Raw genomic sequence first — 651 nt, forward strand, 5'->3', positions numbered from 1 at the left:
AACTCCCCATTCTTTTAATTTTGAAAGCAACTCTTCTTTTTCGACCGCCATTATTTCGCCATTTATACTCCAAGATAAATACCTTGTCTGAAGTACAATTGGTTTATGCATTTTAAAATTAATCTTAAAGCTTCCAAAAGGATATCTTATTGGAAAAAATTCACACTTACTATTTGTTCTCGGTTGGCGTTTATATATTGCAAAGAACATCCCTTCATCATAGTATTCTCCTAAATTACTTCGTAATTGTTTAATTTTAAAATCGCTCCATTGATACTTTTTTTCATAAAACAACAATTTGGCTAAAATGCCTGTTTCATCTAATACTAATTCCCGTCCTATATCACGCCAATACCGATAAATATCTAATAATATAACTATAATTTCTGCTATAATCATAAACGCAAAGATAAATAATATTATATTACTAGTTTTTTTTACTGTTCCATTTGATACGCCATACAAAAATATACCTACCCAAGTTCCACTAAGCAATACCATACTCATCAATAATGCAACTGTTTTATCTCTGTAAATATAACGCATCCATTCCTTATCTGATTTTACAACCAATACCTCATTACTTTTTTCTTGTTCCATTTTTATATTACTTTTATCTCTCTCTCAATTGGTTCATTTTAAACATAAAAT

General features: G+C 28.7%; 1 protein-coding gene. It reads right to left on the minus strand.

What is annotated here, in order from left to right; genetic code table 11:
• Positions 1 to 600: hypothetical protein (locus PG418_RS19085; RefSeq protein ID WP_498837892.1), on the minus strand; the 600-nt coding region annotated here is incomplete at its 3' end.
• Positions 601 to 651 lie beyond the last annotated feature (51 nt).

Origin of the sequence: Bariatricus sp. TF06-38A, assembly GCF_027690675.1 — a bacterium.
Lineage (GTDB): Bacteria > Bacillota > Clostridia > Lachnospirales > Lachnospiraceae > Allocoprococcus > Allocoprococcus comes.